The sequence below is a fragment of the Streptomyces sp. NPDC093109 genome (assembly GCF_040701725.1).
Classification (GTDB): domain Bacteria; phylum Actinomycetota; class Actinomycetes; order Streptomycetales; family Streptomycetaceae; genus Streptomyces.
Genome location: NZ_JBFBEZ010000068.1, coordinates 1 through 5,871 on the forward strand (window position 1 = coordinate 1; position 5,871 = coordinate 5,871).

The following is a 5,871-nucleotide window of genomic DNA, read 5'->3' on the forward strand; positions in this document are numbered from 1 at the left end:
GTGGAACGTGTGGTGCCCGGCCGACACCATGCCACCGATCGCGGCCAGCCGGATCAGAACGGGATCCAGATCAAGACCCCAGATCTCATTCATATAGAGCGCGGTGCGCATGAAATGGTAAGTGGAACCGGACGTGCCCGTGCGTATCAGGCCGCCCGTGGCCTCCGAACGCCGCTGGAAATCACTATCCAACCGAATCCCGTAGTAGCTCTCCCCGGGCACCCACGGCAAGATCTCCGCGTCACCCACCATCCGCCGCTCGGCCTCACTCAGCGGCGGATGCACCTCCGACGCCCGGAAATTCGACCGCAGAATCTCTTCGGCTTCCCGATACGCCCGCGCCCTCTCCTCATTCGACAGATCCGCGGTTTCGATTCGCTTGCGCTCTTCCATATAACGAGTCTGCGCCTCGCCCCGGACGCGGTCCGCCCGCTCGATGCCGATCTCGCCGGGCGGGACCACACCGACGCCCAAGAGGTCGTAGATCAGGCCCGAACTGAGCCCCAGGAACAAGAAGTTCATCCGCTCACGCAGATTCCCTTGGAACACCACATCTGCCAGAGCATCGTAGGAAACGCCGACAGCGCCGACGATCCTCGGATCGTCACTCCCGAAACTGTCCAGGTACCAACGGAATTCGGGGTGCCGCTCGGCTTTGCGCCAGACCGCACGCGCCATCTTCCCGAGCTCTACATTGGTTTCCACGTCCTCGGACAGGTAGCGGGCGAGCGCCTTCTCGAACCTGACCGACTCCTGCAAGTAGCGGATCTGCGCCAGCACCACGGGCGCGGCATCATCCCGAGCACCGCCCCGAGCCCGCACCGTCCGCCGGGTGCCGTAGTCGTGCGCCAACCGGAGCGAGAGCTCCCCGGCCGCCTGCTCGCCCCGCGTCGCATGGGTGAACGCCACCATGGAGATGAAGTCCGTCAGCAGCCGCTGCCGCGCATAGCCCTCGGCGGACGGCTCGAGCGCCAGAGGCACGTGGTGATCGACCCCCACCCGCTCGACCGCCCACGCGTTCACCCGACGGCTCTCGTCGGCATCCAGCCCCGTCAGATAGCCGATCGCGCGCTCATGACCTTCCTGGTCCTGCGGGGTCAGGGCGAGCCGTGAGCCCGCTGTGGAGACTCCAGGGCCGGGGAATCGGAGGTATGCCCCAATGGCCTGGAGGTCCAGTCGGTCGTAGCCACGCCGCGCGGGCGAGTTCTCGATGCCGAACGTGGCGAGTGCCTTGGTCTTCAGCCGGTCGCGGGCGCTCGTACCGTCGAGCTCGCTCCACCACGGGGCGGGGGCCTCGTTGCCGGTCACCGCGGCGTTCGCGACCACCCACTGGCCCGCCAGGGTCGGTACCTTGTTCACGGTGATCCGCTGGTAGCCGATGTCCGGAGCGTGCCATGTCTCCATGCGCTTGCCCTGGCGGTTCCCGGTCTCCTCCAGGTAGCGGACCCGGTGCCCGATCAGGGCATACGCCTCCAGGTTGCCGCTGCGGAACCCCAGGTGCTTCAACTCACCGACGGAGACCTGGGAGAGGTGGTCGAAGACCTGCATCTGGTCCTCGCGCGTCCCGCCGGGGAACGCCTTCCGCCAGTCGGCGCCCGTCCAGAACTCCGTCAGGTCATGGACGTTCGGATACTCGTCGGCCAGCTCCTCCAACGCGTCGTTGCGGGAACTGTCTCCGGCGATGACGACGTTCGTGCCGGGTGGCAGGTTCTCGATGATCTGCCGCAGCCCTGTGGTGCTGGTGTCGTGCTGCGGGTGCGGCTCACCCTCCTGACGGCTGCTCAACCGGGACCACAACACCACGTAGGGGCCCTTCTCCGGCACCCCACGTGCCGCGAGGAAGCGCCGTACCTGGCCGGTCCGCGGGGTGTCGAGACCCCACGCCGCGCGGACCTTCGCCCGCTCGTGCCCCTGACGGCCCCACTGTGCCGCGACCTCGTTGGTCGCGTACCACGTCGGCTTCTGGAGCCGGGTGCTGCGCAGCCCCAGCGGTACGGCGGGGCTCATCTCGGCGTAGGGCAGGGCCGTGTAGCCGTTCGCCGCCTGGGTGTACACGCTGTGCGGGTCGTTGGAGTGGAGGGTGTGGACGCGGGCTTCCTGCTCACGCAGCTCGGCATCCCGCTGAGCGGTGAGCCGGGCCAGCGCATCCGCGCGCCGGCCCGGCGACAGGTCGGTACTCGCGTCGAGCCGCGCCACGGCCTTGGTGTACTGCGCGTGCACCGGAGCCGTGATGGTCTTCCGGATGAACGGCCCGACCTGGTCGGGGTGGCGGGGTCCCGTCATCACACCGACGTGGAGCCTCGGGTTGAGCAGGAGCGCGGTGGCCAGACCGAACATGTCGCCGGTGAAATTGCCCGCCGTCACGACCAACGAGCGGTACGGCCCCGGGCCGGCCCGGAAGACGTCGGCCACGTCGGTCAGGGTGCGCTGCAACCGCACGACGTCCTCGGGCGTGGCGCCGAACCGCGGCCACTGGGCCATCAGTGACTCGCGCGCTCGCTTGCTGCCCATCAGCCCGCCCAGCACATGGCCGAACTGCGCGGTAACATCCTGCTTTCCGCCGGCCGGTGGCCGGGCCGCGTAGGCCGCTCCGCGCCGCTTGACCAGTTCCTCGGCGAGCGCCGTCTCCAGGCCCGGATGCCGGCCCAGCGCCCACAGAAGGTCGAACAGGTCGGTGTCGCGCTTCTTGCCGCCCACCCGAGCGGCCAGTGCATACGCCTTGTCGACCACGGAATCGACGACCGAGGGGACCACGATGCCCTCGACCACGCTCGTGCCCTCGTACTTCGGGCTCGGACCAATGGTGACCTCCACACCATTGATCCGGCCACTGAGCGCACGGGGATCGTGATCGTCCTTGCGCAGGACGTTCGGCGGGGCGCCGGGCGCGCTGGGGAAACGCTCGGCCAAGGCACGGTTGATGCGGTCCTCGTACTCCCGCACATACGGGATGGCGAGCCGGAAATCCAGGTCGTTCATCGGACGCGGGCTGTCGAAGGCGAGATTGATCTGACCGGCCCCGCTGAGCACGAGGGGGTGCCGGATGTCCCGCGTTCGCGGGTCGTTCCGGATCAGCCCGTTGACGACCGCACTGAACTCACGGCCGACATCCAGCTTCCTCTCGTTCTCCGCGAGGGTCGTCTCCGGATCGAACACAGCCTGTTGCAAAGCACTCGGCCGAGGCGCGGAGTCGGCAACGCTCCGCGCCTCGACACGAATCTCACGACTTACCGTGCCCCGCTGACCGTCCGCGTTGAAGGAGAGCAGTACCTTGTGCGTGCTCCCCGCAGCGAGGCCGGCCTTGGGCTTCGGCAGGGTGATCTCGGCGGCCCGGTCAGTGGCACCGATCTGTTCCAGGACGGCGGTCATCAGATCACCGGCGGTCACCTTGCCGCCATCGACCGTAACGGTCAGACGCCGGCCATCCTCCTGCTCAACCGCCCTGTCCCACAGTCCCTTGAGGTCATTGACGGTCTCGGGTGACGCCGTGACGGCAACACTGGCATCCCACAGACTGTCCGCAGGCCGTGTGATGCCCTGAGCACGCGCGCCACCACCGCCCCAGGTTTCGGTCACGGTGCCGTCGGGGTGATGGCTGTGCAGTACGGGCCCGCCATCGCCCGTGTCGCTCAGCTGGACATGCCACAGCACCGGACCGAACCGCTCATCCGGCGACTCGGTGACCGCGGACCGGCCCAAGACCTCATGCACCGTCCTGCCGTGCGCACGAGCCCACTCGCCGAGATCCACATCCGGCCGGGCCCCCTGCTCGCCAGGGGTGTAGCACGGCAGCAGATACACATCCTGATAGCCCGAAACCGCCGCACGCACCGCAAGATCCCGGCCCTCAGCCTCACTCAAACCACCAGCACGGCCGTGCCGGGCGAAGAAGAACCGCTCCCCCGGGCCCCCACCGGGCACCGGCAGCACCTCGCCGGTCGGCCGGCCCGGCCCGTCCTCACTCCACACCACCAGGTGCGTGAGCTCCGGCAACCGCTGGTACGACCGCTCACGCGGCCCCCAGTCCGGATCGGAGAAGTACGCGACCCCGTGCGACCGCCCCTGATCACCCAGGTCACGCCGTCGCACCGCGCCCCTGCCCCACTCCGGCCCCGACTGCGGCACCGCGCGGACGAGGTCCTCGACCTCGGAGCGGGGGATCTCGGCCGCGTCGACGGAGGTGATCGTCAGGCCGTTCCCGACGCGCGTGCGGGCCGGCTCCGAGGCCTGCCGTGTCCTTGCGGGCGTCGCGGTGGGCGCGTTCCAGTCGGCGGCCGTGGGAAACGCCGACGCGGTGAGCGGCGCCGGGTCGGTGGCCGGGTCGGTGATGTGGGCGGGGGCGGCAGGGGGGGCGGGGGTGGCGGGTCCGGGGGACGACATCGTGGCCACGGCCACGGGCGGGGCGCTCAGCGCGTGGTCGGCGACGACCGGGCCGAAGTCGGTCAGGTCCTCTACGGTCTGAAGGTACTCCAGCGGTATGGCCGGGCCCGGGGGCAGCGTCGCCGGGTCCACGTCGACACCGGCGTAGCGCAGCACCTGGCGCAACGCCGTGGCGTTGTTCCGAGCCTGGCGCCGGTCGCGCTCGGAGTTGCCGAGGGACGGGTCGTCGGAGTACAGCCGGATGTCGAACTGATTCGACTCGGTGGGCATGGCCGCCGCCGTGGTGCTGAGCTCGATGGCCTCGGGGTGGTCGGGCTTGTGGACGAGGTTCAGGTCGATGTTGAGCTGGTCGCCGGAGCGCGGCAGTTGGAGCCCGGTGTTGACCTGGGCGGCGAGCAGCCCGCGCATCCGGTTCTGGAGCTCCGGGAGCTGGCTCGCGAAGAAGCCCTCGCCGAAGTTCACCGGGAGGTCCAGCGTCAGGTTCCGTACCCAACGGCCGTCCTCGGCCTCGATGCGCTGGACCGAGGTCCGGACGACGGTGTCGTCCGCTTCCGGTGTCGTCCCGGGCAGCTCGGTCCACAGCTGCGTGGCGGGCGCGTCCTCCTGACGGTGCCGCCACTGTTCGGGGCGTACGGGGTCGGGCGTCGGGTGGGCCAGCGCCGACTGGGGCGCCGGGGTGTGCTCGCCCGGGGTGGCGAGGGCGTCCTGGCCGGTCTCCCGTACATCCTGGGTGACGTCGTGATCGGCGTCCTGATTGACCGGGGCGGCCGGGGAGTTACCGAGGGTTGACTGACCGGTCCCCGAGATGGCGCCGGGAGTGGTCGCGGGGGTGCCGGTCGGCGTTGCCGCAGGGTCGGACTGGGGTGCGTCCGTGAACTGCTTGTCGTTCTGACCGGTCTCCCGGCCGGTCTCCTCGCCGGGTGCCGGGGTCGATTCGGTGCGCGGTCGTGGGGCGTCCGAGGACGCGGGGCTGGTGCCGGGGGTGTGCTGGCCGGGAGCCCCCGTGTCCCGCGACAGCCCGTCCGGCGTATTCGTCCCGTCCGCGTTCGTCCCGTCGGGAAGCGCGTCCGGGAGCGCGTCCGGCGAGAGGGACGGCAGGTCGGACGGTACGTCGCCCAGTATCTGGTCGGCGTTGCCGTCGAACTCCCCGTGGAGCGCGCCGTCCTTCCCCGTCCCTTGCCCGTACGGCGCGAGGGACGGGCTGTTGGGGGCGGAAGTGGCGGGCGTGGACGGAGTCGTGATCGAGCCGACCGAGCTGGGGCCGTCGAACACCGTGCTCGCGTCGAGGTCGCTGTAGTTGGTGACGGACGAGGAGTCCGACAGCGGCGACGTCATGGGGCTGGGCAGCGGCGCCGGGGCGGAGGTGTCGAGCGACAGGTTGGGCGGCGTGCTGATGCCGGGGTCCGCGAGCGGGGTCGGGTCCGGCGTGACGACGCCGTCCTGGTCCGAGGGCAGGTCGTCCGTCGCGTCGGAGAGCTGCGCGGGGGTGGG

At 70.1% G+C, this 5,871-nt stretch carries 1 pseudogene; it reads right to left on the minus strand.

Annotated elements, in window-relative coordinates:
* Window positions 1-5,871 (minus strand): annotated as a pseudogene (locus AB0389_RS36020) (hypothetical protein); the annotation flags it as partial.